We start from the raw sequence: 24,510 nt of genomic DNA, 5'->3' as shown, positions 1-24,510 counted from the left end.
CACAGCCTGTGGATGAACCCGTATGTGACAGGGGGTCCTATGTCTCCCGCTCCAGCACCGAGTGCCGCCGGCTGTACGCGAAATAAACGATCATGCCGAGCACGAACCAGACGGCGAACCGCAACCACGTCACCGGATTCAGGAAGGTGATCAACCAGATCGAGAAGGCCGCGCCGACGGCCGGCACGAACGGCAACCACGGCATCCGGAACGACCGCGGCAGGTCGGGCCGCCGGTAACGGAGCACGATCACCGCCACGCACACGACCATGAACGCCAGCAGGATCCCGATGTTCGTCAGCTCGGCCGCCTCCCGGATCGGCAGGAACCCGGCGATCAACGCGGAGGCCACGCCGACGATCCAGGTGACCCGCACGGGCACCCGCCGCACCGGATGCAGCTTGGCGAACCACTGCGGCAGCAGCCCGTCCCTGCTCATCGAGAACCAGACCCGGGTCACCCCGAGCATGAACGTGAACATCACGGTCAGGATGCCCACGATCGCCCCCACCGCGATGACCGAAGCCAGCCCGGACAGCCCCACCGCGGCGAACGCCGAGGAGAAGCCGCTCTCCGGATCGATCTCCCGGTAGTTCTGCATGCCGGTGAGCACGAGGCAGGCCAGCACGTACAGCACCATGGAGATGACCAGCGAGTAGATGATCGCCTTCGGCATGTGCCGCTGCGCGTCGCGCGACTCCTCGGCCGCCGTGCTCATCGCGTCATAGCCGAACACCGCGAAGAACACCGTGGCGGCGCCGGTGATCGCGCCGCCGATCCCGAACGGGAAGAACGGCGTGTAGTTGCCGGTGTTGATGTGGAAGAAGCCGACCACGATCACCAGCAGCACGACGGCGACCTTGATGCCCACCACGAACGTCTCGAACCGGGCCGCGGCGCGGATGCCGAGGTTCAGCAGGAAGGCGATGATCAGGCACAACACCACCGCGAACAGGTCCACCACGTGCCCATCACCGGTGCCGGGCGCGCCGAGCAGCGCCGGGGGCAACCGGAACCCGAGCTCGTGAACGAGGAAGCCGAAGTAGCCGGAGATGCCGATGGCCACCACCGCGACGATCGCGGTGTACTCCAGCAGCAGGTCCCAGCCGATGAACCAGCCGACGATCTCCCCCAGGACCGCGTACCCGTAGGTGTAGGCGGAGCCGGCCTTCGGGATCATCCCGGCGAACTCCGCGTACGACAACGCCGCGGCGGCGCTCGCGATGCCCGCGATGAGGAACGACACCAGCACCGCCGGCCCCGCGGTCTGGTTGGCCACCGCGCCGGCCAGCGCGAAGATCCCGGCGCCGATGATGCCGCCCACACCGATGGCGGTGAGCTGCAACAGGCCGAGCGACCTGGACAACTCCCCCTCGTGTTCGGTGGCGATCTGCTCCACCGGTTTACGCCTGAAGACGCTGCGCGAAGTGACCATGATGCCCGCCCCCACTGACAGATCACCGACTCCGTGCGCATTCCCCACTCGGGGCGTTCCTAAGCGGAATCGCGAGGTCAGGGCCGCTTCAGGTAGTCGAACGGGACGACGCTGAGGGCTTCGAGCCGCTCCTTGAAGTCGTCGGAGAGCCCGGTGAGCACCATGCTCGTGGCGGGAGAGCCGTTGACGTGCTGCTGGGCCATGATGAGCGCGGCGATGCCGTTGGAGTCCCAGAACGTCATCCCGCCCAGGTCCAGCACCAGGCGGAGGACGACGTCGTCGGCGACCAGGGCCGCGATGGCGCCGGTGAGGCCGTCGGCCGTCCGGTGGTCGAGGCTCCCGATGAGCTCCAGCCGCACGTGACCGTTCGCCTGCGGGTGCCGGGCGAGCTGGAAGACGGGCGTGCCGGGCTGGGGAAGGACGAAGACGACGGTGGCGATCGCCCCGTCGGGGCCGTGGCGCACGCTGTGCTCGTCGCTGAGGTAGCGCGCGATCCACAAGCCGTGCCCGTACTCGTAGGGCCATTCGCCGGGCCCGGCGGCCGTGGGCGCCGGTGCGCCGGTGTCGCTGACCTGGCAGTGCAGGGCGTGCGGCGACTGGCGGACGATCACCCGGCCGGCGCCCGAGCCGTGCAGGATGACGTTGCTGGCCAGCTCGTGGACGGTGAGGACGAGATCGCTGGTGCGGCCTTCCGGCAGGCCGGCCTGGGTGACGTGCGCTTCGAGCGTCGCACGCAGGGCGTAGAGGGACTCGCGGCCGAACCGCTCGTCCAGGATGACGTGCCCGATCGGTCGTGCGGCGGATTCGGGTGATCTGGCCGGCCGGTAGCCCGGCGTCCGGTCACCCGTCATGACCGGTCACTACGGTCAACCCGGGGACTGAGGAAGCGCCGAGCAGCAGGAACGTCGAAGCGATCGAGTGATTGCAGCGCAGCACGACCTTGCGCGGCGGCGACAGGCTGCGGGCCGCGTCGATGATCAGGCGGGCGGAGTGCAGGTCGATGAAGGACAGCTCGACCATGTTGACCGTGATGTCGCCGTCCACCCGGATGGCCTCGCTCAGCGCCAGCGTCAGCGCGCTCTCCGCGAACCGGTCGACGTGCCCGGCCAGCCGGATGCCCGCGGGCGCGTACTGGCGGCAGATCCGCAGGAGGGGGTCCTGGTAATAGGTGGCGGCGGCGACGGAGTGGGTGTGGAAACAGGTGACCGAGGCGAGGGTGACCGGGTCGAAGCGGTCGCGGTCGTACTGGCACAGGACCGCGGCGCTGGTGCCCGACAGCGTGGCCGCGATCTCCTCCTCGAACGCGGGCAGTTGCTCGATCCCGTGGATCGGCCGCAGCGCCCAGCTCATGTCGAGGGCGACCCGCAACCCCGAGTAACCCCCCCGCAGCGTGTGGGCGATCTCGTCCCGGAGCCACCCCATCGCGTGCTCTAACGCGAACGCCTGTCCCGCCAGCAGCCCGTCCTGGCAGGCCGCGACCGTCAGCCGCCCGTTCGCCGTGGCCGACTTCGCGGCTATCCCGCGCCGGCCCAGCTCGGCCAGCCGCTGCTGCGGCTCCTCGGCGACCCAGACCACCCGCAGCCCGCCGGACAGGCCGTCCCGGACGAACGCGGCGGTCAGGTCCAGCAACTCCTCGGACTCGCAGAAAGTCAGGCAGGCGTGGTCCCGCAGAGTCAGATCCGTGATCTGTGCGTCGGCACTGACCGTCACCATGCCACCTTCCCGATCGCGGCCGTCCGTCGGACCCGCACCGCTGAACGACCAACAGTAGTGATCGGTGACCGCTGTGGCACCCCGCACAACACGATCCACCGCAGGGCGGACGCCACGGCGGACGTACCTGCCTGCCACCCTGGGCCTCCCCCGGAAATCGCGGACCGTCGACGGGGCCGGCCCTCGGCGAGATCTCCGGCCACCCCGCCTACCCTGCCGGAAGCGATAATCACCCGCCCCCTGTTGTGAGATATATCGGCATATGGTGCCATCCCTGAAAACGGGCCCCGCCACCGGGCTCGGTTTGTCGCCGAGAGGACCCGGGAACGATGTCGATTGATCTTCGGGAGGCGATCGGCGTGGACCTGACAATGGCACTGTCCATCCCTGTACAAAGGGCTTCCGTTTCATTGTCGACAAGCATATTCAGCGCCACTCTTGCCGAAATTCGGCGTTACGCAAGAAATGCGGGACGCTATCGTGCCGGCGCTCAACCTGCCTTTCGCGAAACCCCCGTACCGCACGGCTGACGGGCGGCCCGGCGGTCCGGCAGGCCCAGCCGGACCGGTGTTTTGCCGGGCGTGCGGCGGGCAGGGACGATCAAGAAGGGAGTGGTTGTGGTGAAGGTTGACACCTTCCGCCTGCTGGCGAATCTCAAGGGCGAGACATTCGTGCTGCACCCCATCGGAGAGCTCGATCTGACCAGCGCCGAACAGATCACGCAATGGCTGAGCGCCTATTTGCGGGACGGCCCGGCCTCGATCACCTTGGTGGACCTGGCCGACGTGAACTTCATCGACTCGGTGGGCCTCGGCGCGCTGATCCAGTTGAGCACCCGGGTGAGCGCCGCCGGGCACACGGTGGTCTTCGCGGCGCCGGCCAGGCAACCCGCCCGGCTGCTCAGCCTCACGGGGTTGTCGCAGCGACTGCGGGTGTACGAGACGGTCGCCGAGGCGTTCGCGGCGACCACCGGCAAGCCCGCCGGGCGGCACACCCTGCCGGTCCCGCAACGCTGAACCCGATGTTCAGGGGGCGGTGCGCGGGCGCAGGCCGTCCATGATGACGGTGACGAAGCCGTCGACCAGCGCCCTCGACGCGGGATGCGTCCGCGCGAACGCGTAGGCGACCTCCCCGAACAGGACCGTGGTGACACCGGGGTCGATGTCGGCCCTGATCGCCCCCTCCGCCCGCGCCCCGCCGATCATCTCCTCGACCACCCGCACGAGATCCGCCCGCAGCGCCGTGGTGGCGGGCAGATCCAGCCCGCCGAACTGGTCGCTGACGGCGTGGTGCGCCGACTGGAAGGCGATCAACTCGGCGAGGAACGTCCGCAGGGCCCGCTCGGGGCCGGACTCGCCCAGCAGGTCCCTGGCCCGCTGGACCATGGGGCCGAGCAGGTCGGCCACTGCGGCGTCGATGAGCGCCTCCTTGCTGCCGAAGGTGCGCACGACTGTGGCCGCCCCCAGGCCCGCCCTCTTGGCGATGGCCTCGACGGTGAGCGGGCCGCCCGGCTCGGCCAGCAGCGCCTTGGTCGCTTCGAACGCGAGGCGCCGGTTGCGCAGCGCATCGGCTCTCCGGCCGCCTTCGGCACGCGGTGACATCTGGAATGGTCCTTCCATATATTTCATCTGGAATGAACGTTTCACTTATCGTAGCGCAAAGGGGGCCTCTTGCTGACCAAGCACGTTCTCGTCTCTGGGGTGAGCATCGCCGGGCTACGTTGGCGTACTGGCTGGCCAGACACGACTTCCAGCCCACCCACCGTGATCGAGCGCGCCCCACGGGTGCGCGCCGCTCCTAAGAGCCTCATCTGTGAACTCCGGTGAAAAGTAAGTTACGACCTGTGTATCCCATTCCTCCAGGGCTTCCCGGCCCGGCAAGCTAGGGCTCGTTCCCGACCCCCTGGGGAGGATTCACCGTGCTCAGGCGTACACCCCTGTTCGGCAAGAAGACCCGGATCACCTTCGCCCTGCCCGTGGGCCGGCCCGACGGCACCGTCAGCGTCGTCGGCGACTTCAACGACTGGTCCCCCGGCCGGCACGAGCTGCGGATCCGCCACAACGGCACGCGTACGGTGTCGGTGATCCTCCCGCCGGGCACCCACCGCTTCCGCTACCTGGCGAGCGGCGGTGTGTGGTTCGACGACGAGTCGGCCGACCACATCGACCAGCACGGCGGCCAGCTCCACCTCTGACCGGCTAACTCGCCAGCCAGCCGAACTCCGGCGCCGCGACGTCGAGAACGGCACCGTCACGGATCTGCCACCATCGGGCCTGGCCTCGCTCGTCGGTGACCATGAAGACGCCCCGTGGACGATCGTTGTCCTCGTCGACCGGGGGCAGGGCGGCGAGTCGTTCGACCTGGGCGCGGATCTCAGGGAGTGTGCCCTCCCGGATGTCGCCCCCATAGAACAGGTAGAGCGTCCAGTTGAAGGGTTTCGCCGGCCACGCCCAGCCGCCGGCGTAGTGGTCGTCCCTGTTCGTCGCGATGATGAGCTCGGCGTCCGGCTTCTGGGCACCGTCGAGCTCGACCCATCCTCTGACTGAGACGTACATTCCCATGTCGGATGACTTCCCGTAGATCCTTAAGTCGTCAATAATTGAAAATATAAGCAAATGTCCGAAGCGCACGCACCAAGGAGGCAACCGTGAAGATCATCCACCGTGCCGCCAGGCTGGCACTCGGCACGACGGCCGGACTGGCGCTCGCGCTGTCCGGCACCACACCGGCCTCGGCGGCGACCTGGGAGCTGCGTGACCTCCAGCAGCGGATATGCGTCACGCCGAGCAGCGGCCACCCCAACACCTACTTCGTGGCCGTGGTCCTCGGGACCTGGTCGACGACCGTCCAGATCGGCCTGCAGAACCTGCCCACCGGTTCCACCAGCGCGGGCGGCACATCGATCCCGCCCGGATCCAACTACCCCAACCCGAGCAACGGGGCGACGACGGTGAACGGCTTCGTCCAGCTGTCGATCGCGCCGCTCCCGGCCGGGGTCTACACCCCGCTGCTCACGGCCTCGGCCGGAACGGAGACCCAGTCCGTCCCCGTCACCATCAACGTGAAGGAAAACTGCTACTAGCAGTTTTCGACGGGAGATCCGTCCTGGGCGGCCGAAGCCGATTGCCGGAGCGTATTTCAAGGAGGTCGCTTTAAGCGCGATCGTCCCCAACCCGCTGCTAGGACTCCAGTTGCTGGTGCACCAGCCGACGGAAGGCCTCGGTCGCGGGATGAGAGGGGCTGGTCGGCCACAACATGTACACCGTCACCGGGGCGGCATCGGACAGCGGCAGATAGCGGACGCCCGGGTGGGGATGGGTGTAGCTGGTGCCCGCGGTGGTCACCCCGACGGCTTCCCCGGTGGCGATGGTGGTAAGCCATTCGTCCACGCCCGGCACCTGAAAGGTCGGGGGCCGCTGGGCATCGGGCCACAGATCGGCGCGCGTGGTCGAGGCCGTCGAGCACACGGCGACAGGCTGGCCCGCGAGCTCGGCCAGGCGCACGGCCGAGCGGTGGGCGAGCGGATGCTCCTCGGGCACGGCCGCCATGCGCTGCTCGCGGATGAGAGAGCAGCTCGCCAGGTTGGGATCCGGGGTGGGTTCGGCGCGCAGGAATGCCACGTCGGCCTCGCCTCGCCGGACGGCCGCCTCGGGGTCGTCCACGCGCCGGACGTGCACAGGCGCGTCGGGGTGGCGCTCACGCCAGGCACGAAGAAGGGGAACCGTGTGGCTGCCCAGCGCGGACCAGGCGAAGGCCACGCGGATGGGGCGCGGCCGCGCCCCGGCGACCGCCTCGGCCAGCGCGGTGTCCACCTGGTCGAGTATGCGGTGGGCGTGCTCCCACAACCGCCTTCCGGCCTCGGTGAGCGTGAGGCGGCGAGTGGTGCGCTCCACCAGCCGGGTGCCCAGGCGGCTCTCCAACTGTTCCAAGGTGCGGGAAAGCGCGGGCTGGCTCATGTGCAGCGCGAGCGCGGCGCCGGTGATGGTGCCCTCGTCCCCGATCGCCACCAGGGCCCGGAGGTGACGCAGCTCCACATTCATAATCGCCGAGCATAAATGCCGCCTGAAGAGCATTTCACTGCCGGCTCCGTACCGCCGTAACGTCGTCGCCATGAGAATCCTGCTCATCGGCGGCGGCGGCACGCTCGGCACCGCCTTGCGCGAGACACTGCTCGGGCGTGGCCACGACGTCCTCACCGTCGGCCGGAGCAGTGGTGACCTCCGCCACGACATCTCCGACCCCGCTCAAGTCACGGCCCTGTACGCCAAGGCGGACGCGATCGACGCCGTGGTCAGCGCCGCCGGGCACGTCCCCTGGAAGCCGTTCACCGAGATGACGCCGCAGGACTACCAGGCGGCGTTCGACGGCAAGGTGCTCAGCCAGATCGAGCTGGTACGCCAGGGCATCGCGCACGTTGCCGAGCGCGGGTCCTTCACCCTGATCAGCGGCGTGCTGGCTCGTGAGCCTGTCACCACGGGCAGCGCCGCGTCCGTGGCCAACGGCGCGGTGGAGGCGTTCGTGCGGGCGGCCGCCATCGAGATCGCACCACAGCGCATCAACGCCGTCTCCCCCACGGTCTTCACCGAAGACCTCGACAAGTACGGGGCCTACTTTCCCGGCTTCCCGCCGGTGGACCTCAGCGATGTCGCCGCAGCTTACGTCCGCTCGATCGAAGGCGCCCAGACCGGCCAGATCTACGCCCTTCCGTAGCGCCGGAAGGACTGCCCAGAACCGTCCATTCGGCCACCCAGCGATCAACCGAGCGATCAACGCGCCGGTCGGCTGGCGTGAGCAGGGCGGCCCACCCGGGCTCGGCCACAGGATGCAGGGGGTCGTCAGTCTGCCTTCGACTGGGTACGTCGGGCGTAGGCGCGGGCGGCGCGGGCGCGGTCGCCGCAGCGGACGGAGCACCAGTGGCGGCGGCCGTGGCGCAGCAGGTAGCGGTTGCAGGGGGTGGAGCCACAGGCGGTGAGGCGTTCGGCGTCGGGCCCGGTGAGGAGGTCGGCCGTGTTGGCCGCAAGGGTCGCGAGAGCGCGGTCGAGGATCGCGTTGGTGGGGCACGGCGCCGCGCGGTAGGGGCCGCTCTTCTCGTCCCAGTACAGCAGAGCGGCCGTGGGTGCCCTGCTCAGGGCGTCATTGACGGCGGACAGGGCCGTGGGCAAGGCGGGCAGACCGGCAACGCGGGCGGCGAACAATGACCTGAGGTGTTCGCGCAGCGAGCGCAGCTGCGTTGTGCACATCTCCCGCAGCCCGGCATCGGCCGGAGCGAGGCCGCGTTCGGTGAGCCACTGATTCGTCGCCTCAGGGGTGCCGAGGAGATCGATGAACTGCCCTCCAGGCAGCGCGATGGCGCTGTTGGCAAAGTCGAGGGCGAGGTAGGCCTCCGCCCCCGGCGCGGGCGTCGACACAGACTCGGCGGTCAGGAGCTCGCTCATAGCTCTCATGGTACGGCTTGCGTCCATCCGTGAGACACCGCTACCGTCTTTCACGGATAAACCGCTTCCCATCCGTGAGGTTTCTCAATGCCTGGCACCAGCGCGTCCACTGAGCAGATCCCCGTCCGCGTCTTCGGCGGCCCGACCGCCCTCTTCGACTACGGCGGCTTGCGATTCCTGACCGACCCGACCTTCGACGCTCCCGGCGACTACCAGGTGCCGGGCGGCCGGCTGACCAAGACGGCGCCCTCCACCGCCGCACCGGCCGACCTCGGCCGCGTCGACGTGGTCCTGCTCTCCCACGACGAGCACCCCGACAACCTCGACAACTCCGGCCGAGCGCTGCTCGCCGACGTCCCGCTCACCCTCACCACGACCGGGGGCGCGCAGCGCCTGGGGAATGGAGCCAAGGGGCTGGCCGACTGGGAGTCGATCGAACTGGACCGCCCCGCCGGCGGCACGATCACCGTCACGGGCGTGCCCGCCATCCACGGACCCGGCGCACGCGAGGACGTCGAACCGATCACCGGCCAGGTCGTCGGATTCGTCCTGACCGGGCAGAGCCTGCCCACGGTCTACGTCAGCGGCGACAACGCCTCGCTCGACCTGGTCAAGCAGATCACCGAACGCTTCGGCCCGGTAGAGACCGCCATCCTCTTCGTCGGGGCTCCCCGTTTGCCCGTCCTCTTCGACGGCGCGCCCATCGTCCTCGACAGCGCCCAGGCCACCGAGGCGGTAAAGATCCTCGGCGCCCGCCGGGTGGTTCCCGTCCACTACGACAGCTGGGCCCACTTCACCGAAGGCCGTGACGAACTGGTAGCCGCTTTCACCGAAGCCGGGCTGGTTGACCACCTCGACCTGGGGTGACCGGGGATGTTCTTGCTTCGAATGAACGGTCTCGATGGTGGGATCGACGGAGAGGGATCGTGTGGAGCTGCGCGACATTGAAATCTTCCTGATCCTTGCCGAAGAGCTGCACTTCGGCCGCGCGGCAGAGCGGATGCACATCTCCGTGGCGGCGGTCAGCAAGGCCCTCAAGAAGCAGGAACGGGCCATCGGGTTCGAGCTCTTCGCCCGGGACAGCCGCAATGTACGGCTTACGCCGGTGGGTGAGCAGCTCCGCGACGACCTGCGCCACGTGTATCAGGAGTTGACGCAGAGTCTGGAGCGGGCCCGGCTGGCGGGCCGGGGCAAGCTCGGCACGCTCCGAGTCAGCCTGTTTCCCGCCAACGTCCAGGAGCTGCGCCGGTACTGGGAGACGTTCCGCTCCCGCCACCCACAGTGGGAGCTGCGACTGCGGATGTCGGCCTTTGCGGATCCGTTCGCCCCGTTGCGGAACGGGGAGGTTGACGTCCTGGTCACCTGGCCACCCGTGGAGGAGCCCGACCTGACCGTGGGCCCCCTGCTCTTCGCCGAGCCGAGGGTGCTGGCCGTGTCTGCCGACAACGCCCTCGCCAAGTGGTCCACGACCTCCCTGGAGGCGGTCACCGACTATCGGCACGTGACCGTCGAGGCACCTGGCGACTGGTTCGACCGCTACGTGCCCGACCTCACTCCGAAGGGCCGGTCGATCGACCGCGCAACCCTTGTGCACAACGTCGAGGACATCCTCATGAACACCGCCATGGGGGATACGGTCTCCCTCTTCCCGCGGCACGCGACCCGCTACTTCCGGCGTCCCGGCATCGTCTACCTGCCCGTCACGGACATGGAGGCGCTGCCGTACCGGATGGTGTGGCACAGCGACGCGGAGAACGACCTCATCCGCGCCCTCGCCGGCGTGGTGCGTGACCTGGGACCGCTGCCCGGCTGAGACCGTCAACCATGAGTCAACGACCGTTGCGATAGTCGCCGTTGATCCGCAGCACCGCCCGGCGTGATGCTTGTTCCAGCCAAAAGAGCACGCCCGTCGGGAGGTGAGTGGGGATATGTCATTTTCTGGTGCTGTGAGATGAACATCGTCTCTTCGGCTGTTTCCCTGACCGTCGCCGACCCTGCCGCTTCCAGCCGGTTCTTGACCCGTCATCTCGGCTTCCGCGAAGTCCTGGCCGGCGAGGAGTTCATCGCGCTGGGCCGTGACGACGCGGCCGTCGACCTGGTCCTGATGGAGCGCGACCTCGAGCGGTGGCAACCGGGACAGGGACTGGCAGAGGTGACCGTGGTGTTCGCGGTCACCGGCCTGGCCGCCGAGTACGAGCGGCTGCGCGGTGAAGACGCCACCATCACCATCCCGCTCCGGCGGGAGCCGTGGGGTGAGCTGCTGACGCAGCTCACCGATCCCAACGGCGTGAAGATCCAGCTCACCGAGTGGATCCCGCCGAGCACGGACTGATTCACTGGTTCAAAGGAGTACGCGATCATGTCTGTCACCCTTGATGAGCAGGACAAGCTCACCCTGCGCGTCGCCGCGTGGGGCGCGGTCTCGCTGATGTCCGCCGCCGGTGCCGCCGGCTCGGCGCACAGGGTCGCCACCGAGGGCTCCATCGCCCTGACCTCGGCGACCGGCCTGGTCGGGCACGTGCTCGCCAAGGCGCCCAAGGGCGTGAAGTACGGCAAGACGGTGGCCGAGCTCGCTGACCAGGTGCTGCCGGCCCTGACGGCATCGATGAGCCTGCTCAAGCAGCAGGCTCCGGCGGAGGCCGACAACTTCCGCCGCACCGTCCTGGTCGCCGTCGAGGCAGCCGCCCGGCCCCAGAAGGACGAGGCCAGTCCCACCCTGGCCCAGATGGCCAGCAAGATCACCGCGGCCCTCGACGCCGTTTCGGCCAGGCCCGGGACGGCCATCCCGGACAGCGGTGTCGCCGTGCCGCCATCCGCTGCCGGGCAGGATCGCCCGGAGTTGCAGAAGCTCATCCAGGAGATGGTCGATTCTGGTTTCGTCGGGGTGACGCTGCGCGTGCACGATGAGCGGGGCGAGTGGGTCGGCAGCGCCGGGGTGCGCGAGCTGGGCCAGAGCGAGAAGCCGCCGGTGGACGGGCATTTCCGGATCGGCAGCAACACCAAGACCTTCACCGCCACGGTGGTGCTGCAGCTGGTGGCCGAGGGCAGGATCGGGCTGGACAAGCCGGTGGATGACTACCTGCCCGAGTTCGGGCTGGACCGGCGGATCACGGTGCGGATGCTGCTGCAGCACACCAGCGGGGTGTTCAACTTCACCGGCGACTACTACCCCGAGTACGTGCCGGGGATCGTCTATCAGGGCAAGGAGTGGGTGGAGGGCCGGTTCAAGACCTACCGGCCGCAGGAACTGGTCCGGCTGGCACTGTCCAAGCCGGCGCGGTTCGAGCCGGGGACCGACTGGAGCTACTCCAACACCAACTACGTGCTGGCCAGGCTGCTGGTCGAGAAGGTCACCGGCCGCTCGCTCGGCGAGGAGATGCAGCGGCTGGTCCTGGGGCCGCTCGGGCTGACCGGCACCGTGGTGCCCGACACCTCGACGGACGTGCCCGAGCCGCACGCCCACGCCTACTACCGGTATGAGGAGGACGGCCAGGAGAAGGTGGTCGACGTCACTCTCCAGAACCCGTCCTGGATCTCCACCGGCGGCGACATGATCTCCACCACCCAGGACCTGCACACGTTCATCTCCGCGCTGGTGGGCGGCAGGCTGCTGCCGGCCGAGCTGCTGGCCGAGATGTGCACGCCGGAGCCGAAGGCCGGCTACGGCCTGGGGGTGTTCGTGCAGGACGTGCCGGGCGGCGGCACCGTCATCACCCACAACGGCGGCATCACCGGCCACGCGGGGCTGATGTACGGCACGCCCGACGGCAGCAAGACCCTGACCGCCTCGCTGAACTACGTGGACGACGCCGCACTGTCCATGGGAGAGGCGTTCCAGAAGGCGACGCCGAGGCTCGTCGAGGAGGTGTTCGGCGGCGGGCAGGCCGGATCGGCTCTGTCTCTGTAGAGCCGACCCAGAGGACAGGGCCGGGCACCAACTCATCGACTGTCTGCACTACTTCCGCAAGCGCGCCTGGGCTTCTTGATAGGCGAGCTGATGGCACGCAGCCGCCTGCCCGCCACCCAGGCCCGATTCCTCATCGACCCGAACTGCTCGGGCGAGCAGTCGTTCGCCCGAGCGCGACACCGAAAGACAAGGAACCATGAATACCCAATCCCCACCGGCGATCACGCAGAGCAAGGTCCTGCGGCGAGTGGCGGTTACGGCGCTGGCGGCCGCGCTGCTGGCCGGGGCGGCTGTGGCCGCACCCGGGGCAGCCACCGCGGCCGGCAGCGTGACCGTGCCGAAGGCCGTGGCCGGGCAGGACCGCCCGGAGCTGCAGAAGGCCACGCAGGCGTGGATCGACGCCGGTTTCGCCGGGGTGCAGGTGCGCGTGCACGATGAGCAGGGCGAGTGGGTCGGCAGCGCCGGGGTGCGCAAGCTGGGCCAGGACGCCAAGCCGCCAACGAACGGGGCGTTCTGGGCGGGGAGCATCAGCAAGCCCTTCACCGCGACCGTGGTGCTGCAGCTGGTGGCCGAGGGCAGGATCGGGCTGGACAAGCCGGTGGATGACTACCTGCCCGAGTTCGGGCTGGACCGGCGGATCACGGTGCGGATGCTGCTGCAGCACACCAGCGGGTTGTTCAACTACACCGGTGACTTCGACCCCGACGGGACGTATGTGCCGGGGATCTCCGCGGCAGGCAAGGCGTGGCTGGACAACCGGTTCCGCAGCTACCGGCCCGAAGAGCTGGTACGGCTGGCGTTGTCCAAGCCGGCACGGTTCGCGCCGGGGACAGACCAGGTTTACACGAACACCAACTACACGCTGGCCCTGCTGCTGATCGAGAAGGTCACCGGCCGCTCGTACGCCGAGGAGATGCAGCGGCGGATCCTGCGGCCGCTCAAGTTGGGGGGCACCATGGCGGCGGGCAACCGGACGCGGCTCCCCGGTCCGCACGCCCACGGCTACTACCGCTACGAGGAGGTCGGCCAGGAGAAGGTGGTCGACATCTCGCGCGAGAACCTCTCCCTGCTGGCCGGCGCCGGCGACCTGATCTCAACCACCCAGGACCTCCACACGTTCATCTCCGCGCTGAACGGAGGCAAGCTCCTGCCGGCCAAGGTGCTGGCCGAGATGCGCAGGCCGCACCCGAAGATGGGCTACGGCCTCGGGCTCTTCGTGCAAGACCTGGGCCCGGGCTGCGGCACCGTCTTCCAGCACAACGGCAGCCCCCCGCACGGCTACGGGGCGTTCATGTACAGCTCACCTGACGGCAAGAAGACCCTGACCGCGTCGGTGACCTGGGTGGACGAGGCCACAAGGGGCCCGGCAAAGGATTACGCGAAGCTGGTGGACGGGCTTGTCCAGGAGGTGTTCTGCGGCGGGCAGACCGCGGATTGACGACGCCAAGCCGGCTCCGCCGACGGGCCGGGCACCTTGGACCCGTACGCTGCTGGCGCAGGCCACCTCTGCGATCAACTGCCTACGCCACCTCCTCCACCGAGCGCGGCGCAGGGCCTGTCAGGGCGTCAGCCCCAGCTCACGCAGGAGATTGAGACTCCGGCGATGATGGCAGCCCGCAGCGCCGATATCGGGTTCGGGCTCGGAAGGCATACGCTGGTAGGCACAGAACGTCTATGCACATCTGGCGGCCATCCGCCTACGAGTCGTCGGCGTGGGCGGCCAGGGCGTGGGCGCGGTGGCAAATTGATGGCAAACGAACAAAAGGCCATCTCCCGATTATTGGAAATGGCCTTTGAACTGCTAAAACACTGTGGGGCTACCAGGACTTGAACCTGGGACCTCTTCCTTATCAGGGAAGCGCTCTAACCGTCTGAGCTATAGCCCCGCGCACACCGAACGCTATCGCATCCCCAGATGCGACGCGAACCGGTTGTTCGGACGAGGAAAAGCTTACCGCGTCCAGTAACCTGCTCGCGCCGCCCCCGCCAGGCGGGAACGGCGCGAGCACCGGCCTTACTCGGCCTCGCTGAAGGTCACCTCAACCCCTCCGACCAGGTCGGAGGCGATGTTGTAGATGACCGCCCCCAACGTGGACAGAGCCGTGATGAGGACGACGTTCACGGCCCCGATCAGCGCCGTGTAACCCAGAATCCGCACCGGCTCGAACCACGAGGCGATGTCGATGGGAATGGAGTTCTGGCCCTGCTCACCCTGGCCAAGCTGGTTGACCAGGTCCACCAGCGAATCGAACACCCCCAGGGCGGAAAGCACCCCGTACAGGACGGCCACCGCCACGAACAGCACCACGAAACAGACCAGGGACACCACGAAGCTGAACTTCATGGCCGACCACGGCTCAACGCGGCGCAGGACAAGATGGGCCTTGCGGGGGAGCCGGCCCCCTGAGGCGTTGGACGACTTCTTCTTGGGCAACTCGACGACGGGCGGAGCCTCCGTGGCCAGCGGCGACGACGGGCGGATGCGAACCGTGTCGTTGCCTTCCGGCTGCTGCGCGGGCGGCGCCTGCTGCGCTCCCTGCGGCGGAGCCGGCGAAGAGCGCTCCTGAGGCGGGCCAGGCTTGCCCTGTGCGGGCGTGGTGTCCTGGCCCTCGTCGACCCCGTCGAAGATCTCGGTTGCTGCGGGCTTCTGCGGTTGTTGTCCGTTACCCGATGCCGCCTTTGTTCTGGCGGAGCCACCTTGGGCGCTCATGAGCTACTCTCCTCCCCCGTCTTCCTCAGTCTCCACCGAAGTCTCCACCGAGTTCTCCACTGAAGTCTCTACCGAACTGTCCACCGAAGCTTCAATCGAAGCTTCCATCGACTCCGCGTTCCGGGCGAGGGCCACAACGCTGTCGCCTTCAGCGAGATTCATCAATCGGACTCCCATGGTCTGGCGGCCGGACTGCTTGATCTCGCCGGCACTCGTCCGGATCACCCCGCCTGCGGACGTGATCGCGAAGACCTCATCCTCCGGGTTGACCATGACGGCTCCGACCAGCTTGCCACGGGAAGATACGATTTTCGCAGTCAGCACGCCTCTACCGCCACGTCCTTGAACTGGATACTGCTCGACTGGCGTCCGTTTTGCGTACCCAGCCTTAGTCGCGATAAGCACGTCTTGACCGTCGGCGATCCGATTCATGGCGAGAAGTTCGTCACCCTCCAGGAACCTCATGCCGATGACACCGCTCGTCGCCCGCCCCATGGGACGCAGCGCCTCGTCGGACGCGGTGAACCTGATCGACTGCGCGCCCTTGGAGACGAGCAGCAGATCGTCCTCCTCGGAGACCAGCCGGGCGCCGATGACCTCATCGTCATCCCGGAGGTTGATCGCGATCAGACCGCCTGACCTGGGGGAGTCGTACTCGGACAGACGTGTCTTCTTGACCAGCCCGCTACGGGTGGCCAGGACCAGATAGGGCGCGACGTTGTAGTCGCGCAGATCGAGAACTTCCATGACTGTTTCGTCGGGCTGCATGGCCAAAAGGTTCGCCAGATGCATGCCCCGGGCGTCGCGCCCGGCGTCCGGCAACTCGTAGGCCTTGACCCGGTAGACGCGGCCCTTGTTCGTGAAGAACAGCAGCCAATGATGCGTCGAGGTGACGAAGAAGTGGTCGACGATGTCGTCCTGGCGCAGTTGCGCCCCGCGCACGCCCTTGCCACCGCGCTTCTGGGCCCGGTAGAGGTCGGTCCTGGTGCGCTTGGCGTAGCCGCCGCGGGTGATCGTGACGACGATCTCCTCTTCGGCGATGAGGTCCTCGATCGACATGTCGCCGTCGTAGGCGATGATCTCGGTCTTGCGCTCGTCGCCGTAGCGGCCGACGACCTCGGCCAGCTCGTCGTTGATGATCTCCCGCTGGCGGCTCTCGCTGGCCAGGATCGAGTTGTACTCGGCGATCTGGGTCATCAGCGACGCGAACTCGTCCTGGATCGACTGCCGCTCCAGGGCGGCCAGCTTGCGGAGCTGCATGTCGAGGATGGCCTGCGCCTGCACCTCGTCGATCTCCAGCAGCGCCATAAGGCCCTGCTGGGCGTGCGAGGCGCTCTCCGAGGCCCGGATCAAGGCGATGACCTCGTCGAGCCGCTCAAGGGCCTTCAGCAGCCCGCTCAGGATGTGGGCCCGCTCCTGGGCCTTGCGCAGCAGGTAGCGCGTCCTGCGGACGACGACCTCGACCTGGTGGGCCACGTAGTGCCGGACGAACTGGTCGAGCCGCAGCGTCCTCGGCACCCCGTCGACCAGCGCCAGCATGTTGGCGCCGAAGGTGTCCTGGAGCTGGGTGTGCTTGTACAGGTTGTTGAGCACGACCTTGGCGACCGCGTCGCGCTTGAGCACGATCACCAGGCGCTGCCCGACCCGCGAGGAGCTCTCGTCGCGTACGTCCGCGATGCCCGTCAGCTTGCCCTCGCGCACCAGCTCCGCGATCTTGAGGGCGAGGTTGTCAGGATTGACCTGGTACGGCAGCTCGGTGACGACCAGCGCCTGCCGCCCCTTCTCCTCCTCGACCTCGACCACGGCCCGCATCGTGATCGAGCCGCGCCCGGTCCGATAGGCGTCCTCGATCCCACGCCGGCCCACGATCAGCGCCTTGGTGGGGAAGTCGGGGCCCTTGACCAGCCTCATCGAGGCTTCGAGCAGATCCTCGTCACTGGCCTCGGGGTTCTCGAGGTACCACTTGACCGCCGCGGCCACCTCGCGCAGGTTGTGCGGCGGGATGTTGGTGGCCATGCCGACCGCGATGCCGCCGGAGCCGTTGACCAGCAACTGCGGGAAGCGCGCGGGCAGGACGTCGGGCTCGTTGGACTTGCCGTCGTAGTTGGGGCGGAAGTCGACGGTGTCCTTGTCGATGTCCCGCAACATCTCCATGGCGATGGGCGCGAGCTTGCACTCGGTGTAACGCATCGCCGCCGCCGGGTCGTTGCCGGGCGAGCCGAAGTTGCCCTGCCCGTCGACCAGCGGATAGCGCAGCGACCACGGCTGCGCCAGGCGCACCAGCGCGTCGTAGATCGAGGTGTCGCCGTGGGGGTGGTAGGTGCCCATCACGTCACCGACGACGCGGGCGCACTTGAAGTAGCCGCGGTCGGGACGGTAGCCACCGTCGTACATCGCGTAGAGCACCCGCCGGTGCACCGGCTTGAGGCCGTCCCGCACGTCCGGCAGCGCCCTGGACACGATGACGGACATCGCGTAGTCCATGTAACTGCGCTGCATCTCGGACTGGATGTCCACAGGCTCGATGCGTTCAGCCGGGGGAGTGGTGTTCACGTCCGTCACAGGTTGAGGTCCTTCTTCGTGTTGCGGTGAGCCACGCCCGGCGGCTCACCGCAGGTGTCTGCACCTACGGCTGACCGCTCAGACGTCGAGGAAACGTACGTCTCGCGCGTTGCGGATGATGAAGTCGCGCCGTGCCTCGACGTCTTCGCCCATGAGCACGCTGAACAGGTCGTCGGCCTGCGCCGCGTCGTCGAGCGTGACCTGGCGCAGCAGCCGGGTCTCCGGGTTCATGGTGGTCTCCCAGAGCTGGCCGGCGTTCATCTCGCCCAGACCCTTGAAGCGCTGCACGTTGTCGCGCGGCCGGGGGTCGGGCTTACCGTTGGCCATGCCGTCGGCGATGACCGCGTCGCGCTCCGGGTCGGAGTAGGCGTAGGAGGCGTCCTCGCCCTTGCGGTCCCACTTGATCTTGTAGAGCGGCGGGCACGACAGGTAGACGTGACCGGCCTCGATCAGCGGGCGCATGAACCTGAACAACAACGTCAGCAGCAGCGTGTTGATGTGCTGGCCGTCGACGTCGGCGTCGGCCATCAGGATCACCTTGTGGTAGCGCAGCTTGCCGATGTCGAACTCATCGTGCACGCCGGTGCCCAGCGCGGTGATCAGCGCCTGGACCTCGTTGTTCTTCAGGACCTTGTCGATCCGCGCCTTCTCGACGTTGAGGATCTTGCCGCGGATGGGCAGGATCGCCTGGAAGCGCGAGTCGCGGCCGCCCTTGGCGGAGCCGCCGGCCGAGTCGCCCTCGACGATGAACAGCTCGCACTTCTCCGGGTCGTTCCACTGGCAGTCGGCCAGCTTGCCCGGCAGTCCGCTGCCCGACTCCAGCAGCGACTTGCGCCTGGTCAGATCGCGCGCCTGGCGGGCGGCGAGGCGGGCGCGGGAGGCCTGCAAGGACTTGTAGATGATGTCCTTGGCCTCGCCGGGGTTGCGCTCGAACCAGTCACGCAGGTGGTCGTTGCAGGCCTTCTGCACGAACGACTTGGCCTCGGTGTTGCCGAGCTTGGTCTTGGTCTGGCCCTCGAACTGCGGGTCGGTCAGCTTGACCGAGATGATCGCGGTCAGCCCCTCGCGGACGTCCTCGCCGGAGAGGTTGTCGTCCTTGCCCTCCTTGAGGAACTTCTGCTCGCGCGCGTAGCGGTTGACGATCGTCGTCAGCGCCGCGCGGAAGCCCTCCTCGTGGGTGCCGCCCTCGGCCGTGTTGATCGTGTTGGCGAAGGTGTAGACCGACTCCGAGTAGGAGTTGTTCCACTGCATGGCGATCTCGACGGCGATGCCGTCGCCCTCTTCCTCGAAGGCGATGATCGACGCGTGCGCCGGCTCCTTCTTGGCGTTGAGGTGCTGCACGAAGTCGGCCAGGCCGCCCTCGTAGATGTAGGAGACCGTGCGACTGTCGCCGTCGACGTGGTCGGGGCGCTCGTCCGTCAGCGTGATCGTCAGGCCCTTGTTGAGGAAGGCCATCTCCTGGAAGCGGCGCGAGAGGGTCTCGTAGTTCCACATCGTGGTCTCGAAGACCTCGGGGTCGGGCCAGAACGTGATCGTCGTTCCGGTCTCGTCGGTCTCCTCGCTCTTGGCCAGCGGCGCGACCGGCTTGGAGTGCTCGTAGCGCTGCCGCCAGTAGTGGCCCTCCTGCTTGACCTCGACGTCCATGGCGATGGACAGCGCGTTGACCACCGCGGAGCCGACGCCGTGCAGGCCACCGGAGACCGCGTAGGACTGGCTGTCGAACTTGCCGCCGGCGTGCAGCGTGGTCAGCACGACCTCGACGGCCGAGCGCTTCTCGACGGGGTGGATGCCCGTGGGGATGCCACGGCCATTGTCGATCACGCGCACGCCGTTGTCGGCCAGGAGCGTGATGTCGATCATGTCGGCATGACCGGCCAGCGCCTCGTCCACCGCGTTGTCCACGATCTCGTAGACGAGGTGGTGCAGGCCGCGCTCACCGGTCGAGCCGATATACATACCCGGGCGCTTGCGAACCGCCTCAAGCCCTTCGAGTACGGTGATTGAGCTAGCGTCGTAGGACAACTGCGAAATCCTCCTGCCGCGGACACGCGGCTGGGGAGGCGATCAACTGCAAAGCTGCCCCTGCCGTGCCCGTCACCGTCGTGAGTGCCCCGATGCGCGGTCACCCGGGGGACGGCTTGCTGCCGGGGTGACACGCAAGCGGACGTGTCCGGAATCCTTTTTCATTCTACCGGGTCCGGAGCCCGAAGGTGGCAATGAACGCGCCTGTGATGCTCTCTAGCTCGTTTTGCCCCCAGTCAAGCATCCCCCCTCCGGAAAGGGGGCTTATCGCGTCTGCGGCTGTCTGATCGCCCTCGACGCCCAACCGCGGCGGCGCGAGCACCTGCTTGCAGATAGCCGCTGCACGGCTGTCCTCAGCGGCACGGAACGCCTGCTACGGACAGCCTGAACGGCCATCCGCAGCGGCACGAAGCTCCTGCTGCGGACAGCCGTGGAAGGGTCATCCGTAGGTGTCGCCGGGGCCGCGGCTTCCGGTCACCCGCAAGCCACCCGTGGGTCGCGGGGCGTTCTGCGGGCCTCTGACCTTGACCTTCGTCACCGTGCCGTCACCGAGCTCCTCGTTGAGCCTGCGTACGAGGGTGCGCGCGAGCAGCCTGACCTGCGTCGCCCAGGCCGTCGAGTCGGCCGCGATGAGCACCTCGCCGTCCTCGAAGGTCTCGGGCTTGGTGTGGGCGGCCAGGTCGGGCCCCACGATGTCGGCCCAGCGCCCGAAGACCCCGCCGACGGCCGCCGAGCGCTCCCAGCCGCGGTCGGCCAGCAGATCCGAGATCGCGCGTCCGAAAAGTTGTGGATCGCCGGCCTCCCGGCGCGGGCCCGCGGCCTTGCGCCGGGGCTCGCGCCGGGGGAGCTGCCCGCGTTTGGCCGCGTCGGCCTTGGCCTGGGCGAGCTTCTCCCTGGCCATGGCGGCGCCCCTGGCCGTCGGGTTCTCCTCAGCGGACACGGGCCACGCTCCCCTCTGCGACGTCGAACCTGGCGCCCGCCAGCTCCGACGGCACGTCGTCGGGCACGGCCGCGGTGATGAGCACCTGCTCCGCCGGGGCGACGATCTCGGCGAGGCGGCGCCTGCGATGGCTGTCGAGCTCGGCGAACACGTCGTCGAGGATCAGCACGGGATCACCGCCGTCGGCCCGCAGCAGGTCGTAGGCGGCCAGCCGCAGCGCCAGCGCGAACGACCAGGACTCGCCATGGCTGGCATAGCCCCGGGCCGGCAGGTCGCCGAGGCCGAGAATCAGGTCGTCGCGGTGCGGGCCGACGAGGGTGACGCCCCGCTCCAGCTCCGCCGAGCGGACCTCCAATAGCCGCTCCCGCAGACGTTCTTCAAGGGTTTTCCCCAAGTCTGTGGATAACGTCTGTGCATCGAAAGATCCCCGCTCACCGGGGACTTCGTCCTCCACAGCCCCCTCACCTGTGACCTCGCCTGTGGACAACGTGCTGCGGTAGGCCAGCGTCGCGGGGGCGCTCGACGGGGCGAGCCCGGCGTACGCTCCGGCCACCAGCGGGCGCAGCGCCTCGATGAGCTCCAGCCGTGCTTTGAGCAACTCCGCGCCGTGCTTGGCGAGGTGGGCGTCCCACACCTCCAGGGTGCTCAGCACGTCGCCGGCGCCCGCCGAGGCGAAGGCGCTGTCGGCATCCGCCCGCCGGGCGCTCCTGCTGCCTCTGCGGGCCTGCGCGGCCGTACGCAGCAGGGCTCCGCGCTGCTTCAGCACCCGGTCGTAGTCGGCCCGGACGCCGGCGAACCTGGGCGCCCTGGCCACCAGCAGGTCGTCGAGGAACCGGCGGCGCTCGGACGGGTCGCCTTTGGACAGCGACAGGTCCTCAGGGGCGAACAGGACCGTGCGCAGCAGGCCGACGACGTCGCGCGGCTTGGGGACGGGGGAGCGGTTGAGCCTGGCGCGGTTGGCGCGGCCCGGGTTGATCTCCAGCTCGACCAGCGCCCGCCGGTCGTCCCTGTGGACGGCGCAGCGCACGATCGCCCGCGCGGCGCCCTGGCGCACCAGCGGCGCGTCGTTCGCCACGCGGTGGCTCGCATGCGTCGCGACGTAGCCGAGGGCCTCGACCAGGTTGGTCTTGCCCTGGCCGTTGGGCCCCACGAACGCCGTGACGCCCGGCTCCAGGCCGAGCTCCACGGAGGCGTAGGACCGGAAGTCGGTCAGCGAGAGGTGGGCGACGTGCACCTCAAAAGATTAGTGGGCCACGCCCGCCCCTGGGGTCATCGGCATGCGTCCTGTGGAAAAACCCGCTATCGATCGCTCTCACGCGGGGGCGTCACGTCCGCGCCGGGCGAGTCGGCGCCCTTGGCGGTGCTGCCCTCGGTCGCGGTGATCGCGTGGCCGCCGAACTGGTTGCGCAGCGCCGCGATGACCTTCATCGACGGGGAGTCGTCCTGGCGCGAGGCGAACCTGGCGTAGAGGGCCGCGGTGATGACCGGCAGCGGCACAGCGTGGTCCACGGCGGCCTGGACGGTCCACCGGCCCTCGCCGGAGTCCTGTGCGTAACCACGGAGCTGATCGAGGTGCTCGTCGTCGTCCAGCGCCCGCACCAGGAGGTCGAGCAGCCAGGAGCGGATCACGGTGCCGGTGCGCCAGCTGCTGAAGCTGCCCTTGACGTCCTTGACGACGTCGGAGGCCTCCAGCAGCTCCCAGCCCTCCGCGAAGGCCTGCATCATGCCGTACTCGATGCCGTTGTGGACCATCTTCGCGAAGTGCCCGGCGCCGACGTCGCCGGCGTGCACGAAGCCGTCCTCGCCCTCGGGCTTGAGCGTCTCGAAGATCGGCATCAGGCGGTCGACGTCGGGCTTGTCGCCGCCGCACATGAGCGCGTAGCCGTTCTCGAGCCCCCAGACACCGCCGCTCACGCCGCAGTCGACGAAGCCGATGCCCTTCTCGCTCAGCTCCGCGGCGTGCTTCTGGTCGTCCACATAGTGTGAATTACCGCCGTCGATGACGATGTCGCCCTCGGAGAGCAGCTCACCGAGATCGTCCACCGTCGACTGCGTGGGCTTGCCCGCGGGAACCATGACCCAGATCGCCCGGGGCGCCTGCAGGCGCCCGATCAGGTCCTTCAGGCTGGCCGCGTCACTGATCGCCGGGTCGCGGTCGTAGCCGACGACCTCGTGACCGCCGCGGCGCAGCCTTTCGGCCATGTTGCCGCCCATTTTGCCCAGTCCGACCATGCCGATCTGCATGTGTCCTACCCCCTTGTCAGACTTCCATCATCCCCGATGACAGGTTCAGCCTGACAGGCGGATGGGCATGATCAGATAACGGTAGTCCGTGGTGGCTCCGTCCTCCACAGGCTTGCCACCGGTGAGGATAGCGGGCTTCGTCGATGTGGTCATCTGAAGCCGCGCCACGTCGGAGTCGATGGCCCCCAGACCTTCGAGCAGAAACTGGTGGTTGAAGGCGATGTTCATCTCGTCGCCGTCGTAATCCACCGGCAGCGCCTCGACGGCCTGCGCCTCGTCGCCGCTGCCCGCCTCCAGCACGACCTCGCCGCTCCTGAACGCCAGCCGTACGGGCGTGTTGCGCTCGGCGACCAGCGCCACGCGCTTGACCGCCTCGACGAACGGGCCGGTGGCCATGTCGGCGCGCGCGGAGAACTCCGTCGGCAGCAGCGAGCGGTACTTGGGGAACTCGGGGTCGAGCAGCCGCGTCGTGGTCCGCCGGCCGGCGCTGGAGAAGCCGATCATGCCCTCTCCGGTGCCGCCCGCGGAGCTGAGCGCGACCTCCACCTCGGCGCCGGTCGTGCCGAGCGCCTTGGCCGTGTCGGCGAGGGTCTTGCCGGGGATCATCGCGATCGCCGAGAAGTCGGGCTGGCCCGGCTGCCACTTCAGCTCGCGTACGGCCAGGCGGTAGCGGTCGGTCGCGGCGAGGGTCACCGTGTCGCCCTCGATCTCCATCCGCACGCCGGTGAGCATCGGCAGCGTGTCGTCCCGGCCCGCGGCGACGGCGACCTGCCCGACCGCGGAGGCGAACACGTCGCTGCCCACCCGGCCCGCTGCCGGCGGCATCGCCGGCAGCGACGGGTAGTCCTCCACAGGCATGGTCAGCAGGGTGAACCGCGCGCTGCCACAGGTGACGACCGCCTTGGCGCCTTCCACCACGAAATCCACAGGGTGTGCGGGAAGGGCGCGGGTGATCTCGGCGAGCAGCTTGCCCGAGACCAGGACGACCCCCGGCTCGCCGGTGTGGAGTTCGAGCGTCACCTCGGCGGAGACCTCGTAGTCGAACCCGGAGAGCTTGAGCCGCTGCTCTTCCGTGACCTCCATGCGCATCCCCGCGAGAACGGGCACCGACGGGCGCGCCGGGAGGCTGCGTGCCGTCCATGCCACCGCCTCAGCGAGGACGTCTCGCTCGATTCGGAACATCACGGTGATCAGCCTCCAGGGTTCGTCGTTGATTCAAGGATCCACTCTCCCGCACCTGAGCTCCGGGAGAACCCCTCTTATGAGTCTTTGAGTTTCTTAGTAAGAGAGATAAGAGGTCATCACACTAGGGGCTGTGGGAACTGTGGACAACTGGCGTTGCCGCTGGTCAGCACCCCTGTTTTCATCCACTGCGGCTGTGGGTGGCGCCTGGGGAGAACTCGCCCGCCTGGGGATGACGGTTCGTTGCCCACAGCTCGTCCCCAGATCAAGGGGTCTTCGTCCACCGGTTATCCACGAGGTTTCCACCGGTTATCCACGGGGTAACGGGGGCAAGTCTGGAGCCCCCGATCGACTGTGCAC

Annotated in this window: 23 protein-coding genes and 1 tRNA gene; 9 read left to right on the top strand and 15 right to left on the bottom strand. The window is 68.3% G+C overall.

The genetic code is table 11. The features are described from left to right. Positions 1 to 37: 37 nt before the first annotated feature. The 3 genes from ACWD0F_RS24670 to ACWD0F_RS24660 all read right to left on the bottom strand — a co-directional run bounded on the left by ACWD0F_RS24670 (position 38) and on the right by ACWD0F_RS24660 (position 3,148). The gene (locus ACWD0F_RS24670; protein ID WP_449879142.1) at positions 38 to 1,435 is read right to left on the bottom strand and encodes an amino acid permease; all 1,398 of its coding nucleotides are present in this window, start codon (positions 1,433 to 1,435) and stop codon (positions 38 to 40) included. Positions 1,436 to 1,512: 77 nt separating this feature from the next. Further along, positions 1,513 to 2,286, bottom strand: a complete 774-nt coding sequence (locus ACWD0F_RS24665; protein ID WP_449879140.1) for an ATP-binding protein — start codon at positions 2,284 to 2,286, stop codon at positions 1,513 to 1,515. Beyond that, positions 2,276 to 3,148 carry an MEDS domain-containing protein gene (locus ACWD0F_RS24660; RefSeq protein WP_449879138.1) on the bottom strand — a complete coding sequence of 291 codons (873 nt, stop codon included), beginning with the start codon at positions 3,146 to 3,148 and terminating at the stop codon, positions 2,276 to 2,278. The genes ACWD0F_RS24665 and ACWD0F_RS24660 overlap by 11 nt, the downstream gene beginning before the upstream one ends. Positions 3,149 to 3,765: 617 nt before the next feature. Here ACWD0F_RS24660 and ACWD0F_RS24655 point away from each other — a divergent pair. Next, positions 3,766 to 4,164 carry an STAS domain-containing protein gene (locus tag ACWD0F_RS24655; protein ID WP_449879137.1) on the top strand — a complete coding sequence of 133 codons (399 nt, stop codon included), beginning with the start codon at positions 3,766 to 3,768 and terminating at the stop codon, positions 4,162 to 4,164. Between the two features lie 9 nt (positions 4,165 to 4,173). Here ACWD0F_RS24655 and ACWD0F_RS24650 read toward each other — a convergent pair whose 3' ends face one another. Continuing rightward, a complete protein-coding gene (locus ACWD0F_RS24650; protein WP_449879135.1) occupies positions 4,174 to 4,749 on the bottom strand; it encodes a TetR/AcrR family transcriptional regulator in 576 nt (191 codons plus the stop codon). Between the two features lie 317 nt (positions 4,750 to 5,066). On the opposite strand from ACWD0F_RS24650, the gene ACWD0F_RS24645 reads away from it, so the two are divergent. Then, positions 5,067 to 5,342 (top strand): isoamylase early set domain-containing protein, encoded by a 276-nt coding sequence (locus ACWD0F_RS24645; protein WP_449879133.1) that lies wholly within the window; start codon positions 5,067 to 5,069, stop codon positions 5,340 to 5,342. Between the two features lie 4 nt (positions 5,343 to 5,346). On the opposite strand, the gene ACWD0F_RS24640 is transcribed toward ACWD0F_RS24645, so the two are convergent. After that, positions 5,347 to 5,703, bottom strand: a complete 357-nt coding sequence (locus ACWD0F_RS24640) for a hypothetical protein (RefSeq protein WP_449879131.1) — start codon at positions 5,701 to 5,703, stop codon at positions 5,347 to 5,349. Positions 5,704 to 5,795: 92 nt separating this feature from the next. Here ACWD0F_RS24640 and ACWD0F_RS24635 point away from each other — a divergent pair, with 92 nt between their 5' ends. Beyond that, positions 5,796 to 6,230, top strand: coding sequence for a DUF5980 family protein (locus tag ACWD0F_RS24635; protein ID WP_449879129.1), 435 nt, complete (start codon positions 5,796 to 5,798; stop codon positions 6,228 to 6,230). Positions 6,231 to 6,327: 97 nt separating this feature from the next. Here the strand turns inward: ACWD0F_RS24635 and ACWD0F_RS24630 are convergent, their stop codons facing one another. Next, complete coding sequence (locus tag ACWD0F_RS24630; protein WP_449879127.1) at positions 6,328 to 7,188, bottom strand: LysR family transcriptional regulator; 861 nt, start codon at positions 7,186 to 7,188, stop codon at positions 6,328 to 6,330. Positions 7,189 to 7,258: 70 nt separating this feature from the next. On the opposite strand from ACWD0F_RS24630, the gene ACWD0F_RS24625 reads away from it, so the two are divergent. Further along, positions 7,259 to 7,858 carry a short chain dehydrogenase gene (locus ACWD0F_RS24625; RefSeq protein WP_449879125.1) on the top strand — a complete coding sequence of 200 codons (600 nt, stop codon included), beginning with the start codon at positions 7,259 to 7,261 and terminating at the stop codon, positions 7,856 to 7,858. Between the two features lie 125 nt (positions 7,859 to 7,983). Here the strand turns inward: ACWD0F_RS24625 and ACWD0F_RS24620 are convergent, their stop codons facing one another. Continuing rightward, positions 7,984 to 8,583 (bottom strand): CGNR zinc finger domain-containing protein, encoded by a 600-nt coding sequence (locus ACWD0F_RS24620; RefSeq protein ID WP_449879123.1) that lies wholly within the window; start codon positions 8,581 to 8,583, stop codon positions 7,984 to 7,986. 87 nt (positions 8,584 to 8,670) lie between these two features. Between ACWD0F_RS24620 and ACWD0F_RS24615 the strand changes: the two genes are divergently transcribed. The 5 genes from ACWD0F_RS24615 (at position 8,671) to ACWD0F_RS24595 (ending at position 13,928) form a co-directional block, all read left to right on the top strand. Beyond that, positions 8,671 to 9,450, top strand: coding sequence for an MBL fold metallo-hydrolase (locus ACWD0F_RS24615; protein ID WP_449879121.1), 780 nt, complete (start codon positions 8,671 to 8,673; stop codon positions 9,448 to 9,450). A 61-nt stretch (positions 9,451 to 9,511) separates the two neighbouring features. Further along, complete coding sequence (locus tag ACWD0F_RS24610; RefSeq protein ID WP_449879119.1) at positions 9,512 to 10,396, top strand: LysR family transcriptional regulator; 885 nt, start codon at positions 9,512 to 9,514, stop codon at positions 10,394 to 10,396. Between the two features lie 138 nt (positions 10,397 to 10,534). Further along, positions 10,535 to 10,915 (top strand): VOC family protein, encoded by a 381-nt coding sequence (locus ACWD0F_RS24605; protein ID WP_449879117.1) that lies wholly within the window; start codon positions 10,535 to 10,537, stop codon positions 10,913 to 10,915. A gap of 27 nt (positions 10,916 to 10,942) precedes the next feature. After that, the gene (locus ACWD0F_RS24600; protein ID WP_449879115.1) at positions 10,943 to 12,490 is read left to right on the top strand and encodes a serine hydrolase domain-containing protein; all 1,548 of its coding nucleotides are present in this window, start codon (positions 10,943 to 10,945) and stop codon (positions 12,488 to 12,490) included. A 196-nt stretch (positions 12,491 to 12,686) separates the two neighbouring features. After that, complete coding sequence (locus tag ACWD0F_RS24595; RefSeq protein WP_449879113.1) at positions 12,687 to 13,928, top strand: serine hydrolase domain-containing protein; 1,242 nt, start codon at positions 12,687 to 12,689, stop codon at positions 13,926 to 13,928. Between the two features lie 374 nt (positions 13,929 to 14,302). Here the strand turns inward: ACWD0F_RS24595 and ACWD0F_RS24590 are convergent. The 8 genes from ACWD0F_RS24590 to dnaN all read right to left on the bottom strand — a co-directional run bounded on the left by ACWD0F_RS24590 (position 14,303) and on the right by dnaN (position 24,153). Beyond that, a tRNA-Ile gene (locus ACWD0F_RS24590) sits at positions 14,303 to 14,376 on the bottom strand. Positions 14,377 to 14,504: 128 nt separating this feature from the next. Continuing rightward, a complete protein-coding gene (locus tag ACWD0F_RS24585; RefSeq protein WP_449879111.1) occupies positions 14,505 to 15,200 on the bottom strand; it encodes a DUF3566 domain-containing protein in 696 nt (231 codons plus the stop codon). Positions 15,201 to 15,203: 3 nt separating this feature from the next. Further along, positions 15,204 to 17,762: a DNA gyrase subunit A gene (gyrA, locus tag ACWD0F_RS24580; RefSeq protein WP_449879110.1), complete on the bottom strand. Its 2,559-nt coding sequence runs from the start codon at positions 17,760 to 17,762 to the stop codon at positions 15,204 to 15,206. A 78-nt stretch (positions 17,763 to 17,840) separates the two neighbouring features. Then, entirely contained in the window at positions 17,841 to 19,784 is a 1,944-nt protein-coding gene (gyrB, locus tag ACWD0F_RS24575) for a DNA topoisomerase (ATP-hydrolyzing) subunit B (protein ID WP_449879108.1), read from the bottom strand. Between the two features lie 439 nt (positions 19,785 to 20,223). Then, positions 20,224 to 20,724: a DUF721 domain-containing protein gene (locus ACWD0F_RS24570; protein ID WP_449879106.1), complete on the bottom strand. Its 501-nt coding sequence runs from the start codon at positions 20,722 to 20,724 to the stop codon at positions 20,224 to 20,226. Continuing rightward, a complete protein-coding gene (gene recF / locus ACWD0F_RS24565; protein WP_449879104.1) occupies positions 20,714 to 21,958 on the bottom strand; it encodes a DNA replication/repair protein RecF in 1,245 nt (414 codons plus the stop codon). Before recF ends, ACWD0F_RS24570 begins: the two co-directional genes overlap by 11 nt. Positions 21,959 to 22,023: 65 nt before the next feature. After that, positions 22,024 to 22,968, bottom strand: coding sequence for a phosphogluconate dehydrogenase (NAD(+)-dependent, decarboxylating) (gnd, locus tag ACWD0F_RS24560; protein WP_449879102.1), 945 nt, complete (start codon positions 22,966 to 22,968; stop codon positions 22,024 to 22,026). 45 nt (positions 22,969 to 23,013) lie between these two features. Continuing rightward, entirely contained in the window at positions 23,014 to 24,153 is a 1,140-nt protein-coding gene (gene dnaN, locus ACWD0F_RS24555; protein ID WP_449879100.1) for a DNA polymerase III subunit beta, read from the bottom strand. Positions 24,154 to 24,510: the final 357 nt, after the last annotated feature.

Source organism: Nonomuraea sp. NPDC002799, assembly GCF_053592075.1.
The sequence above is the reverse complement of the archived record's forward strand: the minus strand, read 5'-3'. Positions and strand labels throughout refer to the sequence as shown.